Origin of the sequence: Vibrio crassostreae 9ZC13, assembly GCF_000272045.2 — a bacterium.
GTDB lineage: Bacteria > Pseudomonadota > Gammaproteobacteria > Enterobacterales > Vibrionaceae > Vibrio > Vibrio crassostreae_C.
Genome location: NZ_AJYZ02000042.1, coordinates 348,001 through 369,427, shown reverse-complemented (window position 1 = coordinate 369,427; position 21,427 = coordinate 348,001). Strand labels below are relative to the sequence as shown.

The window sequence follows — 21,427 nt, the reverse complement described above, 5'->3', positions numbered from 1 at the left end:
TTATGTGAACTGTGAGCTGTCATTTTGCAATGAATTAGTCGGCCTATGTCGGCTAATTTTTTATAAAGGAAAAGAAGCGAATGGTAACCATGCTTGATGTCGCAAACCGCGCAGGCGTATCTAAATCGACCGTTTCTCGTGTCTTAAATGGCAAGAACATCGTGCGCCCAGATGTGGTGAAAAAGGTATTTGATGCGATTCAAGAAACAGGTTATCGACCGAACTTGTTGGCTCAGCAATTGGCGACCAAGAAGACCAATTTCATCGGCTTTGTAATTACCAATGAGTTGTTCAATGGCCCTTACTTCTCTTCCTTGATGTATCACGCGGCTTCTTATAGCGAAAAGTCGAATCACCAATTGGTGATCACCGATGGCAAACACAGCGCTGAAGACGAAAGAAAGGCGATCAATTTCCTGCTGGATATGAAGTGCGCGGGCATCATCATCTATCCGCAATGTTTAACCGAAAGCGAGATAGCTCAGATCATCGAAAGCACTGACACTCCGATTCTGGTACTCAACCGAGAAATGCCGTCGAAGCCCAATCATGCTATTACCACCGACCATTATCAGAGCGCTTGTTTGATGGTTGAACACATCATCGAGCAGGGTCATACCGATATTGCAGTGATTCGTGGTAAAGCCGGTTCTTCGACCGATGAGCTGCGTTACCAAGCCTATCAAGATGTGTTAACTAAACATGGTGTTGCATTGGATGAGTCCAACGTTGTTCAAGGTGATTGGACGATGGAGAGCGGTTATCACGCGGCTCAAGCTTTGGCAAAAAGCAGAACCACATTCACTGCTATCTTGTCTGAAAACGATGATATGGCGATTGGTGCGATTAAGGCGTTAACCGAACTTGGGTACTCATTGCCTCAAGATGTTTCGATCGTCGGCTTTGATAACAGCAAAGTGGGGGCGTTTTTAACGCCAAGCTTAACGTCTGTGAGTGTGCCATTAGAGCAAATGACGCAAAAGGCGATCCTGCAAATTGTCGGTGAAACAGAGCAAGCGACCACCATCAATACCACTGGTAGTTTGGTGTTACGTGATTCGATAGCGAAGCTAAATTAGCACTGTTCGAATTTCATATTTTACCTACAAAAAGTGACGAGCTGCGCATCTCTTAAACCAAGCTCAAACACTCCTTATTCACTGTTATTTAGATGTGCGATATTGCGTTTTTGGTCGATGAATTGACCACCATTAGTTAAGTAATGTGGAGCTAGATAAGTAATATGAAAATAGCTAATTGATGTGAGAACAGGTAAGTAACGTGAAAACAGAAAAACAAAAAATGCTAGCAGGTGAACCTTATCAGGCTTGGGATAAAGAGCTTTATGCAGCTCGTATCGAATGTCGCAAGGTGCTTCAAAAACTCAATAACAGTATTCCTGGCACATCTGAATGGGAAGCAGCAACGCAAGAGCTCATTCCGGACTGTGAAAATGCGCATTTAGAACCTCCATTTCGTTGTGACTACGGCTCGAACATCAAGCTAGGCAAGAACTTCTACGCTAACTTTAACTGCGTGATTTTGGATGTGGCTGAAGTGACTATTGGCGACAATGTGCTGCTTGGTCCGAACGTTCAAATCCTGACTGCAGGTCACCCACTCGATGTGAAAGGCCGTGTAGAAGAAGGCGTTGAGTTTGGCACACCGATTAATGTTGGCAACAATGTTTGGCTTGGCGGTGGTGTAATTATCTGCCCCGGTGTCACCATTGGCGAAAACAGCGTGATTGGCGCGGGCAGTGTCGTAACCAAAGACATCCCAGCCAATGTGGTTGCAGTCGGTAATCCATGTAAAGTGCTGAAAGCGATCGATAACGAGTAATAATCAGATTGAATTGATAAAGCCCGAACCTAGGTTCGGGCTTTGTTTTTTCTATTCTTGCTAGATGCTAGATGCTAGATGCTAGATGCTAGATGCTAGATGGAACAGCTTGTTGTGCTTGCTTTTTATCTAACGCACCACTGAATCGAGTCAGAACAAGAGCGATCAAAACGATCACAGCACCTACCCAAGGGGTGTTCATTAATCCAGATTTCGCGACAATCAAACCACCGCCCCATGAGCCTAATGCAATACCGACGTTGAAGGCTGCAATGTTCAATCCAGAAGCGACATCGACGGCGTCTGGTGTGTATTTCTCAGCCAGTTTCACAACATACACTTGTAGTCCTGGAACGTTACCGAATGCGAATGCACCCCAAACCAAAATGGTAGCAACAGCTGCGTAAGGGTTTACTGCGGTAAAGTTGAATACCACCAGTACTGCGGCTAAACCAGAGAAGATAACGGTCAGTGCTTTAATTGGGCCCATCTTGTCGGCCATTTTTCCGCCCCAGATGTTACCGACCGCCACTGACACACCGTAAACCAACATGATTAAGCTGATTGAGCTCGAATCAAATCCTGATACATTTTCCAGTATTGGAGCAAGGAACGTAAACGCTGTGAATGTGCCGCCATAACCTAGTGCTGTGATAGCGTAAACCAACAGTAAGCGTGGTTGAGTTAGAACCTTTAGTTGTGCCGAAATCTTCGCCGCTGGTGGTTGCTTAAGGTTGCTTGGAACCAAGATAGCGCTACCGATAAGAGCAATAAGACCAAGCAGAGCCACTATCAAGAAGGTCGCTTGCCAGCCAAAGGTTTGCCCGATATAAGTGCCCAGTGGTACGCCGGTTACCAATGCAACCGTTAAACCTGTAAACATGATCGCAATGGCACTGGCTGCTTTATCTTTTGAAACCAAACCTGTCGCGATGGTCGATCCAATCGAGAAGAACACGCCATGGGCAAGGCCAGTCAAAATTCGTGCGGCGATCAGCGTGTTATAACCCGGAGCTTGCCACGCCAATAAGTTACCAATGACAAACAATGCCATCACGGTCAGCAACACCGCCTTACGATTCCATTTGCCGGTTAATGCCGTTATTACTGGTGCGCCAATGGCAACGCCAAGCGCGTATAAACTGACTAATAGGCCTGCCGATGGCAGAGATACATTCAAGTCGCTCGCCATGGTAGGAATCAAGCCTACGATGACAAATTCTGTGGTTCCGATGGCAAAGGCGCTGAGCGTCAATGCAAGTAATGCTAATGGCATAATCATCTCTCTTACTGTTCTTTGTTAAATACCGAGCGCGATAAAATGGGGCAGCTTGTGACTGCAATAGGAGCGCTTCGTTTGATGGCGAGGATTATCTAGCAAAATATATTTGTGAAAAATGCCATCATTAACAAATAACCTTTGTGTTATTTGCAATAATTGGAGAGTTAACCGATCATTGGATTAAGCTGATGAGATCGCAAAGACTCAGATGATTTGAGCTGTGATGAGCACAAGCGAGATGACATTAAACAAAATGAAGATAGCGAAGGAGCCTCATGTTAACCCGTTCAGATGATTTAGAAATGGTACTCACCGTTGTCGATGCTGGTGGTTTTTCTGCGGCGGCAGAGGCGCTGGATGTGCAGGTCGCCAAGGTGTCTCGTTCGGTGAGTAAGGTTGAGTCGCAACTCGGCGTCTCAATATTCAACCGAACAACGAGACGCGTGGAATTGACGGAGGAAGGGCGGCAGTTTGTCGATTCAGTCAGGGTGGGATTACAGATGATTCAGAGCGCGGAAGAAGAAATCGTGTCGCGCGGAGAGTTGCCAAAAGGTCGTTTAAGAGTCGATGCCGCCAGTCCATTCGTATTCCATCAGCTAGTGCCGTTGGTGCAGTCATTCAAAGAGGCTTACCCAGACATTGAGTTGGAACTCACTTCCAACGAAGGCTTCGTTGATCTTCTCGAAAAGAGAACTGATGTTGCGATTCGAATCGGTAAGTTGTCCGATTCAACACTGCACGCTCGCCCGTTAGGAAAAAGTTTACTCCATATTGTGGCGTCACCTGATTATCTCGCTAAGCGTGGGCTGCCCACCAAACCTGAAGATTTGAGTTCGCATCAAATTGTGGGGTTTGCGGGTAACAAAGTGCTTAACCATTGGCCTTTACCAAACCAAAGTGATGTCGCGCCTACTGTGACAGCCAGTAATGGTGAAACCGTGCGTCAACTAGTCTTAGCTGGAAATGGGATTGCTTGTTTATCGGGGTTTATGGTGCAGGAAGATATGGCTGCGGGTCGCCTAATCCCTATTCTGGAACAAGACAAACTTGCCAACACAGACCGAGAGCGAGTGAATGCGGTTTACTACAAGTCGTCATCGGTCTCTAAACGTATCTCGGCGTTTATCGACTTTATTCAGCCCCGTTTGAGCTTGTAGGGAAGGCTTGTGTAGGGACGATAAACGTTATGTAGCGTGAACAATGTTTTCGGTGTTGATCCTTACATGCCCCTTAGATGAACAACAGCTTTAGCGCTTACGTAAGTAATGCGTTTGCACAATCTCATATAAGTAAGTCGACACGCCTGTTAGTGTGAAATCAAGCGGTGAAACTAGATCTCCAAACAATGGTGAAGCATCACCCAGACCGAATAGAGCTCACCATTGACATGGTCGAAAAGCCGCTGAGTTTATACTGTTTGGCACTCACCCAACTTAAGTGATTTGTGGGCCAATTTACCGACCTTTAAATTTATACTGGATAATTACCTATAAATTTCAGGCTTTAGCAGTAATAATCAATGAATAGATCGGAATAGCTTGTTCATTGAAAAGCTGTACGGAAAGTTTCTAAAGACGCCATCGTGAAAAGGAAGTCAGATACATGCCTGTGCACCAACGCATCAGTTTAACGTTAATCTTAATCGCCGTTTTAGGTGGGTGTTCTTCACTTCCTGAAGGCATCGATCATCCAACAGAACCGCCAACCTCTCCTGCACCTAGTTCTTTATCGGTTCTAACCAATGAATTTCAGCCTGAAGCTTTAGAGCAAGGCACCACTGCGGTTCGTCTGCAAGAGTCTGGTTGGGATGCCTTGGCACAGCGATTAGCGCTGGTCGAAAGTGCCGAGCACACCATCGACATTCAATATTACATCTGGAACTCTGACGAATCGGGCAGCTATCTCGCTAGCCGTTTATTAGCAGCGGCCGAGCGCGGTGTGAAGGTTCGCGTAATGCTGGATGATATCAACCTCAACGAACGTGAAGGGTTGCTGTCGGCACTGGATGCACACCCGAACGTCGAGATTCGTATCTTCAATCCAACACCAACACGCCGTGGCTTCAGTAAATGGCTGAGCTTTGTCGGCGACTTTTCTCGTTTAAATCGCCGTATGCACAATAAGTCGTTTACCGTCGATGGTACTTTGTCTGTGGTGGGTGGCCGTAATATCGGTGATGAATACTTTGACCTTTCTGATGAAATCAATTTCCGAGACCGCGATGTATTAGTCATGGGCTCGGTAGTTAACACCATCCAAACCAGTTTTGTTGAATACTGGAACAGCCGTTGGTCTTACCCTGTCGATATGCTGGATGATGACGAACAACCTGATCTCTCGAAGATAGATAATATTGTCGTTCCGCATTATCAAAATTACCCGGAATTGCCACTAGATCGTAAGGCTGCTGATAGTTTGCTGAAAGAGGTGATTGGTGAGATGGCATGGGTGAATGCGCGTTTTGTTTACGATCAGCCTGTTCCTGATGATTCAGACAATACCGATGAACCGAAAGCGACCGCGATTCTTCTAGGTAAGTTAGCGAGTGAATCGAAACAAGAGATCTTATTGGAATCGGCTTACCTTGTATTCGATGATGGTCAGCTTGAAGAGTGGCAAGTGTTGAACAATAAGGGCGTTGAGATAAAAGCGCTAACTAACTCTATGGCGTCTAATGATCTGGTGACTAATCATTCTGCTTATGCAGGCAGACGTTACGACATGTTGGAGCATGGCATCGATCTGTTTGAGCTAAAACCAGAATCTAAGCTGTGTGAAGCATCGACTCAAGACGTGTCTAAATGTGCGCCTGAAACGGCCTATGGCTTGCACGCTAAATCAGTCGTATTCGACCGCAGCATCGCGAGCATCGGTTCATTTAACTTCAACCTGCGTTCTACCTACCTCAATACGGAATCGGTTTTGATCATCGAGAACAAAGAGATTGCTGAAACGTTAGCTGACACCATTGAGCAAGCGATGAGTGAAGATAATAGCTGGCGCTTGGAACTGGAAGACGGCGATGTGTATTGGTATTCAGGCGATCAACGTTGGGACAGCGAACCTGACACTGGTCAATGGGAACGAATGCAGTCTGGCTTCCTACAGTTGTTACCGATTGAGAAATATCTGTAAGCTAGCCGCCTCCGGATAAATAAAAATGTCAGCGTATATTACGCTGACATTTTTGTTTGTACTGCTGTTTGCTGCTAGCTCTAATCGCTTAACGGCTTAACGGCTTAACGGCTTAACGGCTTAACGCTTGGTCAGCTGCTTGCTGTTTAAGTAAGGCAGGATATGTGGGCGAGATTCACCAGAGAGTTTCTGTGTGATCTGCTGTGACCAACTGCTCTGCTTTTGGTTGCTTGAACGGCTTGCGTAGTAGCTTTGCATCGAATCATCGTAGCTGGCAATTTCATCTAGGCTCAGCGGTTGGTATTGGTTTTCGTGCATTACTACGTGAGCAGGGAGGCGAGGTTTCACCTCTGGTTGTTGTGCCGGGTGACCTAAGCACATCCCGAACAACACGGCGGTGTGCTGTGGCAGTTCTAACAGTTCATCGACTTGTTGTGCGCTGTTACGCAACCCGCCAATGTAAACGCCACCCAAACCTAGAGACTCAGCAGCCAGCATGCAGTTTTGCGCCATGATGCCAGAATCGACCGCGCCAATCAGGGTCAGTTCAGTAAAGTCGGTTTTCACTTCAGGGTTAATTTGAGCGTGGCGTTGATAGTCGATACAGAACACCAAAAACTCAGCCGCGTTCTCCACGTAAGCTTGATTGCCTGCGTATTCAGCTAGCAACTTGCGCTTCTCTGTGTCTGTCACTCTCACGATAGAAACAGCCTGCAGTAAGCTCGATGATGAAGCCGCGAGACCAGCCTGAATAATCACATCAAGTTGTGCTTTTTCAATCGGTTGATTTGTATATTGACGAATGGAGCGGTGCCCCAGAATAGTTTCAATCGTGCTGTTCATAACTCTCAGACAGTCCTTGTGATGATGGCGTAGAGAATCACAATAACGACAATTACCATGAGCGTAAAGGGTGTTCGAGCCTTTCTGGTTGACATATTTCAGCAGCGTCAGCCCAGTTTTTGAGATTCTATTTATAATCGATTAATGCCAGCTGCTATGCCGCTGGCATTTTATTATTGAGCGAAACTTGCTTCGAAATAGGCACTAAATGATAAAAACTGTCGGATAAAATAGGGCATACTGGACTCAATATATAAACCCAAGAAAGTAACCACGCGCATGAATCCGATCTGCCTCAACGACCCTTTTTCTCTTCCTAATGGCCAAGTGATCAAAAATCGCCTGTTCAAATCGGCAATGAGTGAACAGCTAGGTGATAAACATCATAACCCTAAGCAAGGTTTAGTCACGCTTTACCAGCGTTGGGCTCAAGGAGGAATTGGCCTATCCATGACGGGCAACGTGATGGTCGATAGAGGTGCGCTTGGTGAACCTAAAAACGTTGTGTTGGATGAGCAAAGTGACTTAAGCGTATTTCGTGAGTGGGCGAAGGCTGGAACACAAAATGGTTCGCAGATATGGATGCAATTGAACCACCCAGGTAAACAAATCCCTAAATTCTTATGTGATAGCCCGGTTGCGCCTTCGGCTATCTCTTTAGAGCGTGGATTAGAGAAAGGCTTCAATACACCACGAGCTCTGGCTGAAAAAGAAATAATCGCAATCATTGATAAATTTTCGCTGAGTGCAAAGCTTGCAAAACAAGCAGGCTTTACTGGCGTGCAGATTCACGGTGCTCATGGTTATCTCGTGAGTCAGTTTTTGTCTTCGAGACACAATCAACGCCAAGACAAATGGGGTGGCTCACTCGAAAACAGACTTCGTTTCGTGCTTGAGGTTTATCGCGCGATTCGAAAAGAGGTTGGTGAAGATTTCCCTGTCGGAATTAAGCTCAACAGCGCCGACTTCATGAAAAGGTGGCTTCACTGAAGAAGAGTCGATGCAGGTTGTGCAAACACTGAGTGATAACGGTATCGACCTGATTGAGATCTCTGGCGGCACCTATGAAAGTCCATCAATGATGGGTTCAAAGAGCAAAGCTGAATCAATCAAGTCCAGCACAGTAAAACGTGAAGCGTATTTTATGGATTACATGGTTAAGGCGAGAAAACTCGTGAGTACACCGCTGGTGGTCACGGGTGGTTTTCGAACCGCGCAAGCAATGAATGAAGCATTAAACACCTCGGCGACCGATTTTATTGGTATTGCGCGAACAATGGCGGTTGATCCTGATTTCCCTAACAAGTTAATTGAAAACCCTAGCCACGGCATGCCACTAACGGTGCCAACCACAGGAAAACCCGCATTAGACAAGGTGGCGATGGTCGGGCTGGTTTGGTATGAACATCAGATGTGGCGCATTGCCTCTGGCAAGAACGCCGACCCAAAACTAAGCGCACTCGGTGTGGTGGTAAAAACAATTCTCAGCGCTGGCTGGCACGCTTTCAAAAAGCGCAGAGTGTAAGCAGTCATGGATTGATAAAGCAGAACTTTGAGGAATTGAAGTTCTGCTTTTTTGTTTGTCTCCTTTTAAGTTCTCGATAAATACATCGCAGAGCACCCTCAGCCAGCTTAGCTGTGGTACTAATCTAATACCAACATGAGCATTGGTTATAGTGTTCATAAGTGGCAAATCAGAGTAGACCAACTAGGATGAATTGAATTAAACCCTACAAATAATTCAATAACATGGTAGTTGCTATGAAGAAAATAAACCTTTTGTCTGTCGCGATCTTATCCAGCCTCTCTTTCTCATCTTTTGCTAAAGATTGTGATCCTAATTTACTGCCTTCTTGGAAGGACAGCGAGAGCAAATCCGCTATCGTCGACTTTGTTGGGCAAGCCACCAAAGCTGAATCCGATACGTTCGTTGCGGTAGCCGATCGCATCGCCGTGTTCGATAATGACGGTACGCTTTGGTCGGAAAAGCCTTACTACTTTCAATTAGCCTTTGCACTAGATCGTGTGAAAGAGATGGCGCCTGAGCACCCTGAATGGAAAACGGAAGAACCGTTTAAGTTCGTACTTGAAGATGACATCAAGAGTGTTCTAGGAAGTGGCGAAGAAGGTTTATTGAAAATCATCATGGCGACACATTCTGGTATGACAGTAGAGCAATACCAGCAAGACGTTGAGCAGTGGTTAGCGGTAGCAAAAGATGCACGTTTCAATAAAGCTTACACAGACCTGACTTACCAGCCAATGAAAGAGATGCTGATTTACCTACAAGAGCATGACTTTAAAACTTACATTGTATCGGGAGGAGGCGTTGATTTTATGAGAGCATGGGCTCCTCAGGCTTACAACATTCCTTCTGAACAGATTATCGGCAGCGCGCTTAAATACAATTACAACTATAACGATGGTAAACCGACGGTCACTAAAGACTCTTCCATTTTGACCATCGATGACAAAGCTGGAAAAGTATCGAATATTCAGCATATTATAGGTAAAAAGCCTATTCTAGCTGTCGGGAACTCAGACGGAGATCAAGCGATGATGCAATGGGCAACCAGCCAACCAAACTCAATGGCTATGATTGTTCATCACACTGATGGCGAACGTGAGTGGAAGTACGACCGAGAGTCTCATGTTGGGCAACTCGACAAAGCATTAGACGAAGCGAGCTCAAGAGATGACTGGACACTGATCGATATGAAGTCAGATTGGTGTGAGGTGTACTAACGCCAAAACTTTGGTTGGTCAAAAGCAACAAAGGCTCGGGTTCTTAATTCGAGCCTTTTTTATGAACGGAGGTTTTTGGAATAAACGGTTTGAAAGTAATGGTTTGGAAAGAATGGTTTGAAAGGAGTAAGGTGTTATGGGCTCGCTTTAAGCAAGAACGTACTATAAATTTGCAACGCATAACGATTTAATCGGGTTAGTCGGAATCTAAAGGGACAGGAATATGAAAACGATCGGTTTGCTCGGCGGTATGAGTTGGGAGTCGACAGTGAGCTACTACAAATCCATCAACGAGGGCGTTAAAGCCACACTCGGTGGGCTCAATTCTGCAAAGGTTTGTATGTACAGCGTGAACTTCGATGAGATAGAAAAGCTTCAACATCAAGGTCGCTGGGCTGAGACGGCTGACATCTTATCGGACGCGGCTTTATCGGTAGAGAAGGGCGGCGCGGACTTCGTCCTGATCTGTACCAATACCATGCATAAGGTCGTTCCTGAGATCGAAGAGAAAATCACGATTCCTATCTTACATATCGCAGATACCACGGCGCAGAAGCTGCTTGAACAGGGCGTAAAGAAAGTCGGATTACTCGGCACGGCTTTCACGATGGAACAAGATTTCTATAAAGGACGCCTGACTAACAAATTCGGTATCGATGTGGTGATTCCTGATGAGGACGACCGAGAGAAAGTGCACAACATCATTTATCAAGAGCTGTGCCGAGGCGAAGTAAAAGAAGAATCTCGAGCTGTCTATCGTCAAATCATTGATAAGCTAAGCCAACAAGGTGCGGAAGCCGTTATTCTGGGGTGCACTGAAATCGCCCTACTGATTCAGCAGCAACACACTGATGTTCCTCTGTTTGATACCACTGCTATCCATGCAGAAGCGGCAGTACGTTTGGCGACGAGCGATTAACTTCTAGCTCTTATTCTTAGCTCCATAGCAGTCCTCTTTTAGTTTTTGTGCGATTTTTATTCAGTTGAGTGAAAGTTTTTTGTACAAAAGCGGGTCGTTAATTAATGAAGCGATGCTTTGTTCATTAACTAAGGCTTTATCGGCAGGTAAGGCTTTAGTTAATGACTGAGGTATTCGCGCTTTTAAGCACTATGCTTTAGTCATGACTAAAAGAGGATTAATTATGAAATGGCTTATCTTATCTGTAACGCTATTGTTTGTGGCGGGATGCCAATCAACAGGCTCTGAAACATCTTCACATGATCAAATGAATAAAGTAGATACAAGCGGGTGCAGTAGCTAATCTCTTTGTAGAAACATTTTTCAGCTGCTTCGATAACGATTGTTAACTCTACTTGTATATAGATCTACCTTATAAAGCCTTGTGTTCTTACAAGGCTTTCTTCTATGTAAAGCATCTTATTTTTTTAGGTGGATGTTGTAAATTTGTGAATCTGAACTGTCTATATTCTAGGCTGTGTACTGGATCTCATTTGTTATTTGAGTCCCTTGCTAAGGTAAATAATGAATGTGTACTACCAATCACTTTACTCAACTTAAGAGGTTTCTATGCTAGGTGAAAATCACTCTCTTGTTCACGAATTTCCTGAAATGAAAGACAAAATTGCTGAGCTTGCTAAAACTGACGATGGCTTTGCAGCAGATATGAAGACATACGACAACCTTGATAAAGAGATTCGTAAACTAGAGCTGAAAGATTCACCCATTGATGACGGCTCGATGCACCAATTGAAACATGATCGTTCTGAGCTTAAAGATTCACTGCATGCTCGTTTAACGGGCTAGTGAGTTGGTAATTTTGCTGGCTAGCTAAATGGCGAATTACAGACTTAGACAAAAACTCCTTCGGGAGTTTTTTTTCGTTTTGGCTCAATCACTTCTTCATAATTCAACTGAGTTAATACGTTGTATTGTTATGTTAATAACGCATAATGAGGGTTACTGGTACACGATTTTTAAGATTTTATTGGTAATCTCATGAATATTGAACACCTCAAATTGTTTGTTCGTTTAGCTTCCACACATAACATCAGCATGGCTGGGCAAGAGCTTGGTTTGTCTCCTGCTGTTGCAAGCTCGCACATCAGTAAACTGGAAGACAATTTAGGCGTTCGCTTGGTCCACCGAACCACTCGTAAGGTCTCTTTAACCGAAGAGGGGGAAGCATTCTTACCTCATGCTGAAGAAGTGTTATCGAGCGTGGATGCTGCCAAATCGGCGGTCGGTGTGGGTTGTGATTCTCCAACCGGAACGTTGCGAGTTACCGCATCTGCGTCTTTTGGACGTTTGCATCTTGTTCCTGCCTTACCTGGATTCTTAGAGCGCTACTCTGGGTTAAAAGTCGATCTCAGGCTATCAGATTCGATGGTGGATGTTGTTGAGGGTGGCTTTGATATCGCGATTCGTATCTCGGAGCTGAAAGACTCGACTCTGATTGCCCGAAAACTTGCGACAGACAAGCGTATTGTGTGTGCATCGCCTGATTACTTAATCAAATATGGTAAGCCAACTACACCTCGAGATCTTAACGATCATCAATGTATTAGCTTAATTGGTTTAGAAAACTGGACCTTCAATGCTGAAAGCGGGCCTAAGACGATTAAGGCATCTGGGTCGTTCAGGGCAGATAACGGGGAAGCACTGCGTGACGCAGCCTCAGGTGGTATGGGGATCACGGTGACATCGAATTGGTGTGCCTATGAACAACTGAAAAGCGGTCAGCTGGTTCAAATATTAGAAGATTACCCATTAACATCAGAGCCTGCAATTTGGGCTGTGTACCCAAGTACAAGGTTACTTGCACCAAAGGTGAGAGCCTTCATTGACTACTTCTCTGAATATTATGGTAATCCGCCGTATTGGGAGAAAACATAGAGACAAACGTTATTAAAGCGCTGACATGGTGAGCGTTTTTAAATGTGTTGTTTCGTTGAGATAAAGAATAGCAACCTTTTGTGAAGTTGATAATCAACCGGATTAATAAAACACTATTTAGTTTTTGTTGAAAATAGAGGTGTGAATAAAGTCTCAGGCTGAGCGGAATAGTAGACAATAAAAAAGCTTAGCGTGGGGAGCGCTAAGCTTTGTCATTATTTATATTCAGGAGCGGATGGTTTTGCTAGAAGAACTAACCGACTTGAGAAAAGTTCACCACAGTGCTTTCAAGATTCTCTTTTAAGTAGCTAGAAACTGCATGCTGCTCTGTTTCACTTAAGTACAGGCCAAGCTTGGTTCTGCGCCACAAGATGTCTTCGTCAGTCATCGCCATCTCTTCATTGATCAAGTAATCGATCTCAGCTTGATAAACGCCGTGTGCTTCGCTTGAGAATTGGGTACCAAGATCAGCTTCGCTCGTTGCACCTTCCAGCAGCTTCCAAGTGTAAGTACCAAATTGAGTCACATAACGTAGTAACAGTGCTTCTGATATCCAAGGGTACTTGGTGTGGATCATCTTAGCGAGCTGTTCTCTGCTGCAGCTGAAGTTACCGCCTGGAAGCGTGTTGTTGGCTGTCCAAGGCGCACCCATATTGGTTAGGTGTGGTTCTAACTTCTTAAGTGCTGCTTCGCCTAGCTTACGATAAGTGGTCAACTTGCCACCGAAGATCGAAAGCAGTGGTGCTTGATCAAGTTCTGCGTCTAATTCGAGCGTGTAGTCACGAGTGATCGCTTGCGGTGAATCAGATTCATCGTCACAAAGCGGTCTTACGCCACTGTATGTCCAAACCACATCTTCACGACCCAGCTGTTTAACAAAGTGTTGGTTAACAATATCAATCAAGTAATCCACTTCGACATCATCAATTGCGACGTTGCGTGGGTCGCCTTTGTATTCAAGGTCGGTAGTACCGATGATCGAGAATTTATCTAGGTAAGGGATCATGAACACAATGCGATTGTCTTTGTTTTGCAGAATGTACGCTTGTGGTTCGTCATGAATGCGTGGCACAACAATGTGTGAGCCTTTGATAAGACGAATATTACGAGGCGAAGCCTGCTCTAATCCATCATCAAAGAACTGTTTAACCCAAGGACCAGCAGCGTTAACCAGCGCTTTTGCTTTGCGTTCAAAGCGTTGGTTTGTCATCACATCAAGGATCGTCACATGCCAAATACCACCTTCTCGGTGCGCTTTTTCAACACGGCAGTAGTTACGTACTTCTGCGTTGTTTTCTTTTGCTGCCAACACGTTGAGCAATACCATACGAGCATCATCAACCCAGCAATCTGAGTATTCGAAGCCTGTCTTCATTTCTGGTTTCAGTAGCCCTGATTTTGCTAGGTTGACTGTCTTACTTCCAGGAAGAGTGGTGCGCTTACCCAAGTTATCGTAAAGGAATAGGCCACAGCGAATCATCCAAGCTGGGCGTAAAAATGGTCGATGAGGTAAACGGAAACGCATTGGCTGAGCAACGTGAGGCGCTTTTCTTAACAAGACTTCACGTTCAGCGAGTGCTTCCGAAACCAAACGAAATTCGTAATGTTCAAGGTAGCGTAGGCCACCGTGGATAAGCTTTGAGCTAGCAGAAGACGTCGCAGACGCGAAATCATTTGCTTCGTATAAGCCAACGTTTAGACCACGACCTGCTGCATCTGCCGCGATGCCTGCACCATTGATGCCGCCGCCAATCACGATCAAGTCTAAAGTGGAAGATGTACTGTTGTTTGAATTATTTTGTTGAGCACTCATGGTTTTGACCTCTTTCTGAGCGAACGAGCATTTTAGAACATAATTGAATCCTATATGAACTTTCGTTTGCGGTCATTTATTATTTTCGTTTATGCGCGTTTTATGTGATTTGGGCATAAAAAAACCTCTGCTTATGAAAGCAGAGGTTCAAATAAGACTAATTCGAGCATAGAAGCGACAGTGACAGCGAGCAAGTTTTACTTTATTAACTTTTCTATAAAGAATGGTGATTCATTTAAGAAAGTGGCGTCACTGAGCTCTTATGTTTAGTTATTCGCTCATAGGACGAGCGGTATCGATCACTTCTAATGGTATTGCCGAATCTTTAAGGATGTTGAGAATCTCTTCCGGTGGCTGCTTATTAGTAAACACCATGTGGGCCTGAGAGATATTGCCGAGCTTAACCATCGCGTTACGACCAAACTTAGTGTGGTCGACGGCTAAGAAGATGCTGCGACTGTTTTCGATGATGGCTTGTTTTACACGAACTTCGTGGTAATCAAAATCGAGCAGTGAGCCATCAAAGTCGATGCCGCTGATGCCTAAGATGCCGAAATCGAGGCGGAACTGCTTTACAAAGTCGAGTGTCGCTTCGCCAACAATACCGCCATCGCGGTTACGTACTTCACCGCCCGCCAAGATAACCTTGATCTCTGGGTTCGGAAGAAGGATGCTGGCAACGTTAATGTTGTTGGTGACGACTCTTAGCTGTTTGTGATTTTTATTGAGTGCACGTGCCACTGATTCTGGCGTGGTGCCGATATCAACGAACAGGGTTGCACCATCTGGGATGTGCTTAACCAGTTCGTCGGCGATCACGTCTTTTTCGTTGAAGTTAAGCGCTTTACGCGTGTTATAAGAGGTGTTTTCCGAGCTTAAAGGAATGGTTGCACCACCATGATAGCGACGAATTTTGTTTCTATCGGCAAGTTCATTGAGGTCTCGTCTGATGGTTTGTGGGCTGACATCGAACTTTTCAACGAGCTCTTCGGTGCTCACATATCCTTGTGTTTTTACCAGATCTACAATCTGCTGGTGTCTTGGTATCTGCTTCACTTAACTTACCACTCCCTGCGCGCAAAGGGCTCTAGCGCGTCAAAATCGAAAATATAAACTCACGCTATTGTGCTCGAATTGATGAAAAGAGAGAAGTAATGATGGTAAGGAATCATGTCTAAACCGCAAAAACGCTGGTCAAAAAGTGGAATTTGAGCCTGAAACGCAAAAAAGAGCACAAAATAGTGCTCTTTTTAGTTTCGTTTGCTGAGGTTCGAGCAATCTAATCGATGAGGCTGCTCGAGTTCCTAGGTCAACGATTAATGATTAACGATGAGCTGAATACTCAGTATTACTCTTCGTCGTCATCGTGCAGTTCAGACCAAACCTGTGCACACTTGATTGCACGCTTCCAGCCTTTGTAACGGCGGTTACGTTTCTCTTCGTCGTGGTGCGGCATGAAGGTGCGGTTAAGAACGGCTTTGTCTTGAAGCTCGTCAATGCTGTCCCAGAAACCAACCGCTAGGCCAGCAAGGTAAGCGGCACCAAGAGCCGTTACTTCCGTTACTTCAGGGCGGTGAACCTCAGTATCAAGCACGTCTGATTGGAATTGCATTAGGAAGTTGTTCGCTACTGCGCCGCCATCAACACGTAGGTTTGCTAGCTTGATGCCAGAGTCCGCTTGCATCGCGTCTAGTACGTCACGCGTTTGGTAAGCAATACCTTCCAAGGTTGCACGGATGATGTGGTTAGAGTTAACACCACGAGTCAGGCCAACAATCGTACCGCGAGCGTAAGCATCCCAGTATGGTGCGCCTAAACCAGTAAACGCAGGGACTACGTAAACGCCGTTTGAAGAATCTACTTTGGTTGCGAAGTACTCAGAGTCTTCTGCGCCAGCCAGTAGTTTCATTTCATCACGTAGCCATTGGATTGATGCGCCGCCCATGAATACTGCACCTTCCAGTGCGTATGCAGGTTCGCCTTTAGGGCCACATGCTAGTGTGGTTAGAAGGCCGTTTTTCGATGTGACTTTCTCTTGGCCTGTGTTCATTAGAAGGAAACAACCAGTACCATAAGTGTTCTTAGCTTGGCCTGCTTCTACACACATTTGACCGTAAAGTGCAGCTTGTTGGTCACCCGCAATACCCGCGATTGGAATACGAGTACCGCCTTTACCACCAAGGTTCGTTTGACCGTAAACTTCAGAAGAACGCTTCACTTCTGGCATCATTGATGACGGGATCCCCATTTCATCAAGTAGCTTTTGATCCCAGCATAGGTCGTTGATGTTGAACAACATAGTACGTGACGCGTTAGTGTAATCCGTAACGTGAACACGTCCTTGAGTCATCTTCCAAACCAACCAAGTATCAACCGTACCGAACAGTAGTTTGCCAGCTTCAGCGTCTTCGCGAGCGCCTTCAACGTTGTCTAGAATCCATTTTACTTTGGTACCTGAGAAATACGGGTCAAGGACTAAGCCAGTATTGTCACGTACGTAGTCTTCTAGGCCACGCGCTTTAAGGTCTTCACAGATGTCGGCAGTTCGGCGACACTGCCATACGATTGCGTTGTAAACCGGTTTGCCAGTTTCTTTGTTCCATACAATAGTAGTTTCACGTTGGTTGGTGATACCAATGCCGGCTAGCTCATCGCTGCGAATGCCTGCTTTAGCCAAAGCTTCAACCAATGTAGAGCTTTGAGTCGCCCAGATTTCCATTGGATCATGCTCAACCCAGCCCGCTTTCGGGTAAATCTGAGTGAATTCTCGTTGAGAAGAACTAACGATGTTTGCATCGTGATCGAGGATTACAGCGCGAGAACTTGTGGTGCCTTGGTCTAGGGCAACAATGTATTTTTGCTCGGTCATGGTAAGAATCCTTTTTCTTTCGTTATTTATATTTTAGTAAATGTAAGGTCGCTTAGGGATTAAGCTTGAGCTTGTTCAGCTTCTTCTTCTGTTTCACATTGGTTTGGAATTGTGCAGCCTTGGCCTTCTACTGGTAGGTAAGCACCGATAACACGTGGGTACAACCAACCACCAAAACACGCACCAGCAATTGGAGCAAGAATTGGAACGATGAAGTAAGGAATATCACGTGCACCGCTTAGTGCGAAATCCCAACCTGCAAAGTAAGCGAACAGTTTTGGCCCGAAGTCACGAGCAGGGTTCATTGCAAAGCCCGTCAGTGGACCTAAAGAACCACCGATAACCGCGATAAGAATACCGATCAGTAGAGGGTTCATTGCACCGCGAGATGCGCCGTTGTTCTCATCACCTAACGCTAAAATGGCAAACATCAACACTGCTGTAATCACGAATTCCACAGCAAAAGCGCCGAAGAAAGAAAGTGAAGCATGTGGGTAAGTCGAGAAGATACCAGCAGTTGATAGTGCGTCTTGGCTGCTACGAACGAAGTTATGTGCGATTTCGTAGTCAGTAAATAGGTTGCTGTACAGGCTGTAAACCAATGCTGCAGAGCAGAAAGCGCCAAGCAGTTGCGAAATGATGTAAGGCACCACTTTCGCTTTATCGAAGCCATGGAACATGGCCAGTGCAATCGTTACGGCTGGGTTGATGTGTGCGCCTGAAACGCCGGCAGTACAGTAAATTGCAATCGCAACACCGAAGCCCCAGATGATGCTGATTTCCCATTGTCCGAATGTCGCACCAGTTAATACCAGAGCGGCCACACAGCCAACGCCAAAGAATATGAGTAATCCTGTACCGATAAATTCAGCCAAGCATTGCCCAAATAAAGAAGGGTGTTTGTTTGTTGTCATGTTCGAGTCCTTTTTAGTTTTGCTTATCTAGCACGTGTATTGTGCATATATTTGCGAACTCGAAAATAAACGAACATCAAAAGTGAGCGTTTGAGCATAAAATTGTTAATTAAAGTCACTTAAAATGTTAATCCGAACACTTTTGCTCGAAAAAGATGCTCGCATGAACGTCATTGCTCGAATTGATAGGTTGCGAAGCCGCTCAAACTACCTATATGTAAATGAATGCGCAACTGGTACGAGGAGTTTATGTTTGGATTTGTGATGCTACTTCGTGAGTGGCGGATTATTAGACTTAATTAGGGAGGGCTGTGTGATGTTTTTGCTATGTAACAAGTGCGTTAACAAATGAGCTTATATGCATAAATGAATAAACTGCCAACTATGTTGTAGTTTGGCAGTTTTAATTTGGGTGTATGTTCTTGTTATACGAGACGAACTTACCGCTCTAAACCAGAGCTGCCACTTTTCCTTTCGCAACCAATTGATCTCGAACTGAGTCATACGCCCAGTTGAACGCAATCGCGTAAAGTACGAAGAAGATAACTAGGCCGATGTCCATGATCAGTACGGTTAGGAAGTCGAGTTGTAGAACCCACATCAAGACAGGTAGAGTCACTGTCATTAAGCCAAGCTCAAAACCTAATCCGTGCAGGATACGTGTTTTCGTGGTTCTTTTGCTTCGGTCTGCTCCGTAAATTTTGTCGTAGCCATAGTTGTAAACGTAGTTCCACGCCATCGCTATCAATGATATTGCGAGCGCTAAGCCTGCCATTTCGCCTGCGCCGTTTCCTGTAATATAGGTTGCAAGCCCCGCCATCAAAACCAAAGCAACCAATTCAAATAGCACCATGTGCAACATGCGTTCTTTATGTGACATTTTTCTAACTCTCTTTACGATTAAATAGCCGCCGATGGGCTAATGATTTGGCTAGATAATATCTACTTAAGTGATAATATAAAGATAGTTAGTATCATATTCAGTGATAGTAAGTTTTGGGAGACACCGAATGTACAACATTGAACAACTGAAAATGTTTGTGTATGCCGTTGAATTAGGGTCATTTTCTGCCAGTGCTCGTCATTTGGGGAAGGTGCAGTCGGCGGTGAGCCAAGGCATCAGTAATCTTGAAATAGATTTTAATGTTGAGCTTTTTGATCGTTCGACTCGAAAGCCTTCACTAACCAAAGCGGGCGAGCAGTTATTTAAACAGGTGAAAGCGATCGTGCTTCAGGTTGAAGATCTGAATGTGACGGTTAGTGCGATGGGCAGTGGTGAAGAGGGGCTCATCAAAATTGCATTAGATGATTCACTATTGGTCCCGAATCTATCTAAGATCCTTAGTCAGTTCAGTCAACAATTCCCTGCGACTGAAGTGGAACTGGTTGCGTGTACCACGACAGAGGTCAATCCGTTAATTATCGAAGAGAGGGCCGACATTGGATTAATGTTTACTAACTTGGCTTTTGATGTCGGTTCTGAACCTTGCTTTATTGGGCACTTACCGTTTATTGCTGTGTGTCATCCAAGTCATTCGCTCGCAAAAACAGGTGTGGCGAAACTCTCTGATTTACTCCCGCATCGTCAGTTAATGTTGAGGGGAGACAAAGGCAAGGTGATGGACCAGTTTCCACTGATTGCCGGTAAGGTATGGTGGTCAAACAGCTTTATTGTGATCAAAGAGATGGTACTCGGCAGCGATATTGGCTGGGCCTACTTACCTAGGCACCTTGTCGAAGAGGAGCTGAATAAGCAGCGTTTAGTGGAGATTAATGTCTCATTCGATCACAAAACATGGTCGCCGCCCGTTGATCTTGTTCTGTCTAAAACACGCTCTAAAGGCCCTGCGTTACTTTGGCTTGAACAAGCTTTGAAAGGCTTATTAGACGAAACGTAAACTGGATGAGACTTAAATTGGATCAAACTGAATAAAGAAAAGGCTCACCGTTTAACGTGTGAGCCTTTCTGTTTGACGTGATGCTGCTTTTTATCAGCTCTAGATGTAGACGCTAGACGCTAGGTTTAACCGTCTGACCGTTGTAGTACTTGTCTTTCATCTTAAGCGCCACGTTCACTAGGTAAATCAACACAGGTACTTCAATCAGTGGACCGATAACACCGGCAAACGCTTGGTCTGAGTTGATACCGAATACTGAGATAGCAACGGCAATCGCTAGCTCGAAGTTGTTACCTGTCGCTGTGAATGCAATTGATGCGTTCTTGTCGTATTCAATACCCATCTTCTTACCAATGAAGAAGCTGATGAAGAACATCGCTGTGAAGTAGATAGTCAGTGGAACAGCAATCAACAATACGTCCATTGGCAGTTCTACAATCATCTCGCCTTTTAGGCTGAACATCAGAACGATAGTCGCCAGTAGTGCAATCAGTGTGATTGGAGAGATGCGTGGAATAAACACATCGTTGTACCACTGCTCGCCTTTCATCGACACAAGGATCTTACGGCTTAGGAAGCCCGCTAAGAATGGGATACCTAGGTAAATAAGTACACTGTGTGTAATATCGATCATCGAGATATCAACCATCATGCCTTCGTAACCGAATATCGGTGGTAGAACGCTGATGAACAACCACGCCATAAAGCTGTAGCTCACCACTTGGAATGCACTGTTTAGAGCAACCAATGCCGCGCCGTACTCTTTGTTACCACCACCGATGTCGTTCCAAACCAGAACCATCGCCACACAACGAGCAAGACCAATCAGAATTACGCCGACCATGTAACCTGGGTGGTCACCTAAGGATGTTAGCGCCAATACGAACATCAGAATAGGGCCAACAAGCCAGTTCATGATCAGAGATAGTTTGATCGCTTTCTTATCTTTGACCACGGTGCCTAATAGGTTGTAGTTAACCTTAGCAAGAGGCGGATACATCATTAAGATAAGGCCAATCGCAAGCGGAATGTTGGTGGTACCAACCGACATCGATTCATTCCACTGTTCGATCTGTGGGAACAGGGTGCCAAGCAATACACCAAGGCCCATGGCAATAAAGATCCACAGTGTTAAGTAGCGATCTAGAAAACCTAACTTTGGTTTCATGATAATCTCTCTTTGTTGATATCGTTAATCGTCGAAAAACGATTGGTTGTGGCAAAAAAACACG

At 45.1% G+C, this 21,427-nt stretch carries 17 protein-coding genes and 1 pseudogene; 10 read left to right on the top strand and 8 right to left on the bottom strand.

Annotated features, from left to right (window positions below; translation table 11 throughout):
* Positions 1–80 precede the first annotated feature (80 nt).
* Together A136_RS20390 and A136_RS20385 are read left to right on the top strand one after the other, a co-directional pair.
* Positions 81–1,079 (top strand): LacI family DNA-binding transcriptional regulator, encoded by a 999-nt coding sequence (locus A136_RS20390; RefSeq protein WP_017064029.1) that lies wholly within the window; start codon positions 81–83, stop codon positions 1,077–1,079.
* Between the two features lie 202 nt (positions 1,080–1,281).
* On the top strand, positions 1,282–1,842 hold the full coding sequence (locus A136_RS20385; RefSeq protein WP_017064028.1) for a sugar O-acetyltransferase: 561 nt from the start codon (positions 1,282–1,284) through the stop codon (positions 1,840–1,842).
* A gap of 88 nt (positions 1,843–1,930) precedes the next feature.
* Here A136_RS20385 and A136_RS20380 read toward each other — a convergent pair whose 3' ends face one another.
* Positions 1,931–3,118, bottom strand: a complete 1,188-nt coding sequence (locus tag A136_RS20380; RefSeq protein WP_017064027.1) for an MFS transporter — start codon at positions 3,116–3,118, stop codon at positions 1,931–1,933.
* 281 nt (positions 3,119–3,399) lie between these two features.
* Between A136_RS20380 and A136_RS20375 the strand changes: the two genes are divergently transcribed.
* Both A136_RS20375 and A136_RS20370 read left to right on the top strand, forming a co-directional pair.
* Positions 3,400–4,281 carry a LysR family transcriptional regulator gene (locus tag A136_RS20375; protein WP_017064026.1) on the top strand — a complete coding sequence of 294 codons (882 nt, stop codon included), beginning with the start codon at positions 3,400–3,402 and terminating at the stop codon, positions 4,279–4,281.
* 445 nt (positions 4,282–4,726) lie between these two features.
* A complete protein-coding gene (locus A136_RS20370) occupies positions 4,727–6,259 on the top strand; it encodes a phospholipase D family protein (RefSeq protein ID WP_017064025.1) in 1,533 nt (510 codons plus the stop codon).
* Between the two features lie 120 nt (positions 6,260–6,379).
* On the opposite strand, the gene nfsA is transcribed toward A136_RS20370, so the two are convergent.
* Positions 6,380–7,102 (bottom strand): oxygen-insensitive NADPH nitroreductase, encoded by a 723-nt coding sequence (gene nfsA / locus A136_RS20365; protein ID WP_017060948.1) that lies wholly within the window; start codon positions 7,100–7,102, stop codon positions 6,380–6,382.
* Between the two features lie 279 nt (positions 7,103–7,381).
* On the opposite strand from nfsA, the pseudogene A136_RS20360 reads away from it, so the two are divergent.
* The 5 genes and pseudogenes from A136_RS20360 to A136_RS20340 all read left to right on the top strand — a co-directional run bounded on the left by A136_RS20360 (position 7,382) and on the right by A136_RS20340 (position 12,701).
* Positions 7,382–8,627, top strand: a pseudogene (locus A136_RS20360) (NADH:flavin oxidoreductase/NADH oxidase family protein).
* A 236-nt stretch (positions 8,628–8,863) separates the two neighbouring features.
* Positions 8,864–9,847 (top strand): HAD family hydrolase, encoded by a 984-nt coding sequence (locus A136_RS20355; RefSeq protein ID WP_017064024.1) that lies wholly within the window; start codon positions 8,864–8,866, stop codon positions 9,845–9,847.
* A gap of 223 nt (positions 9,848–10,070) precedes the next feature.
* Positions 10,071–10,766 (top strand): aspartate/glutamate racemase family protein, encoded by a 696-nt coding sequence (locus A136_RS20350; protein WP_017064023.1) that lies wholly within the window; start codon positions 10,071–10,073, stop codon positions 10,764–10,766.
* A 609-nt stretch (positions 10,767–11,375) separates the two neighbouring features.
* Positions 11,376–11,612: a YdcH family protein gene (locus A136_RS20345; protein ID WP_004732244.1), complete on the top strand. Its 237-nt coding sequence runs from the start codon at positions 11,376–11,378 to the stop codon at positions 11,610–11,612.
* A 192-nt stretch (positions 11,613–11,804) separates the two neighbouring features.
* Positions 11,805–12,701 carry a LysR family transcriptional regulator gene (locus A136_RS20340; protein WP_017064022.1) on the top strand — a complete coding sequence of 299 codons (897 nt, stop codon included), beginning with the start codon at positions 11,805–11,807 and terminating at the stop codon, positions 12,699–12,701.
* 253 nt (positions 12,702–12,954) lie between these two features.
* Here A136_RS20340 and glpD read toward each other — a convergent pair whose 3' ends face one another.
* The 5 genes from glpD to A136_RS20315 all read right to left on the bottom strand — a co-directional run bounded on the left by glpD (position 12,955) and on the right by A136_RS20315 (position 19,177).
* Positions 12,955–14,514, bottom strand: coding sequence for a glycerol-3-phosphate dehydrogenase (gene glpD / locus A136_RS20335; RefSeq protein WP_017064021.1), 1,560 nt, complete (start codon positions 14,512–14,514; stop codon positions 12,955–12,957).
* Positions 14,515–14,784: 270 nt separating this feature from the next.
* Positions 14,785–15,570, bottom strand: a complete 786-nt coding sequence (locus A136_RS20330) for a DeoR/GlpR family transcriptional regulator (RefSeq protein WP_017064020.1) — start codon at positions 15,568–15,570, stop codon at positions 14,785–14,787.
* A gap of 292 nt (positions 15,571–15,862) precedes the next feature.
* Entirely contained in the window at positions 15,863–17,383 is a 1,521-nt protein-coding gene (glpK, locus tag A136_RS20325; RefSeq protein ID WP_017064019.1) for a glycerol kinase GlpK, read from the bottom strand.
* A gap of 59 nt (positions 17,384–17,442) precedes the next feature.
* Positions 17,443–18,297 (bottom strand): MIP/aquaporin family protein, encoded by an 855-nt coding sequence (locus tag A136_RS20320; protein ID WP_004732234.1) that lies wholly within the window; start codon positions 18,295–18,297, stop codon positions 17,443–17,445.
* Between the two features lie 448 nt (positions 18,298–18,745).
* Positions 18,746–19,177 carry a PACE efflux transporter gene (locus tag A136_RS20315; RefSeq protein ID WP_017064018.1) on the bottom strand — a complete coding sequence of 144 codons (432 nt, stop codon included), beginning with the start codon at positions 19,175–19,177 and terminating at the stop codon, positions 18,746–18,748.
* Between the two features lie 130 nt (positions 19,178–19,307).
* Here A136_RS20315 and A136_RS20310 point away from each other — a divergent pair, with 130 nt between their 5' ends.
* Positions 19,308–20,195 (top strand): LysR family transcriptional regulator, encoded by an 888-nt coding sequence (locus A136_RS20310; protein ID WP_017064017.1) that lies wholly within the window; start codon positions 19,308–19,310, stop codon positions 20,193–20,195.
* A 112-nt stretch (positions 20,196–20,307) separates the two neighbouring features.
* Here A136_RS20310 and arsB read toward each other — a convergent pair whose 3' ends face one another.
* Complete coding sequence (gene arsB, locus A136_RS20305; RefSeq protein ID WP_017064016.1) at positions 20,308–21,363, bottom strand: ACR3 family arsenite efflux transporter; 1,056 nt, start codon at positions 21,361–21,363, stop codon at positions 20,308–20,310.
* Positions 21,364–21,427: the final 64 nt, after the last annotated feature.

Excerpts from the sequence above, each read along its gene's own strand:
- A136_RS20390 (WP_017064029.1), top strand. The coding sequence starts at position 81 with ATGGTAACCATGCTTGATGTCGCAAACCGCGCAGGCGTATCTAAATCG.
- A136_RS20380 (WP_017064027.1), bottom strand. The coding sequence starts at position 3,118 with ATGCCATTAGCATTACTTGCATTGACGCTCAGCGCCTTTGCCATCGGA.
- A136_RS20375 (WP_017064026.1), top strand. The coding sequence starts at position 3,400 with ATGTTAACCCGTTCAGATGATTTAGAAATGGTACTCACCGTTGTCGAT.
- A136_RS20370 (WP_017064025.1), top strand. The coding sequence starts at position 4,727 with ATGCCTGTGCACCAACGCATCAGTTTAACGTTAATCTTAATCGCCGTT.
- nfsA (WP_017060948.1), bottom strand. The coding sequence starts at position 7,102 with ATGAACAGCACGATTGAAACTATTCTGGGGCACCGCTCCATTCGTCAA.
- A136_RS20355 (WP_017064024.1), top strand. The coding sequence starts at position 8,864 with ATGAAGAAAATAAACCTTTTGTCTGTCGCGATCTTATCCAGCCTCTCT.
- A136_RS20350 (WP_017064023.1), top strand. The coding sequence starts at position 10,071 with ATGAAAACGATCGGTTTGCTCGGCGGTATGAGTTGGGAGTCGACAGTG.
- A136_RS20345 (WP_004732244.1), top strand. The coding sequence starts at position 11,376 with ATGCTAGGTGAAAATCACTCTCTTGTTCACGAATTTCCTGAAATGAAA.
- A136_RS20340 (WP_017064022.1), top strand. The coding sequence starts at position 11,805 with ATGAATATTGAACACCTCAAATTGTTTGTTCGTTTAGCTTCCACACAT.
- glpD (WP_017064021.1), bottom strand. The coding sequence starts at position 14,514 with ATGAGTGCTCAACAAAATAATTCAAACAACAGTACATCTTCCACTTTA.
- glpK (WP_017064019.1), bottom strand. The coding sequence starts at position 17,383 with ATGACCGAGCAAAAATACATTGTTGCCCTAGACCAAGGCACCACAAGT.
- A136_RS20320 (WP_004732234.1), bottom strand. The coding sequence starts at position 18,297 with ATGACAACAAACAAACACCCTTCTTTATTTGGGCAATGCTTGGCTGAA.
- A136_RS20315 (WP_017064018.1), bottom strand. The coding sequence starts at position 19,177 with ATGTCACATAAAGAACGCATGTTGCACATGGTGCTATTTGAATTGGTT.
- A136_RS20310 (WP_017064017.1), top strand. The coding sequence starts at position 19,308 with ATGTACAACATTGAACAACTGAAAATGTTTGTGTATGCCGTTGAATTA.
- arsB (WP_017064016.1), bottom strand. The coding sequence starts at position 21,363 with ATGAAACCAAAGTTAGGTTTTCTAGATCGCTACTTAACACTGTGGATC.